This is a genomic window from Colwellia echini, assembly GCF_002843355.2.
In the GTDB taxonomy this organism is placed as follows: domain Bacteria; phylum Pseudomonadota; class Gammaproteobacteria; order Enterobacterales; family Alteromonadaceae; genus Colwellia; species Colwellia echini.
Genome location: NZ_PJAI02000133.1, coordinates 1 through 271 on the forward strand (window position 1 = coordinate 1; position 271 = coordinate 271).

Consider the following 271-nt stretch of genomic DNA (forward strand, 5'->3'; position numbering starts at 1 on the left):
CGTTAAAAGATACGTTTAACCTTACGGCAACCGACGGCAGTTTATTAATCACAGATATCTCAGGATTTGAATTAATTGATGGTGTGGGTAATGCCACCTTAACAGGTGATACGACGAACACCTGGTTAGTTAATGCGAATAACGCAGGTACCTTAAACGGTATTAGTTTTACAGACTTTGTGAATTTAGTCGGCGGCAGTGGCATTGACAGTTTCACGGTAAATGCGGGTGTTTCTATTGGCGATATCGACGGTAAAAATGGCGCAAACAC

At 42.1% G+C, this 271-nt stretch carries 1 protein-coding gene; it reads left to right on the forward strand.

Going from position 1 to position 271, the window contains the following annotated elements:
• On the forward strand, nt 1–271 hold a 271-nt coding region (locus tag CWS31_RS17720), incomplete at both ends, for a hypothetical protein (RefSeq protein ID WP_170252938.1).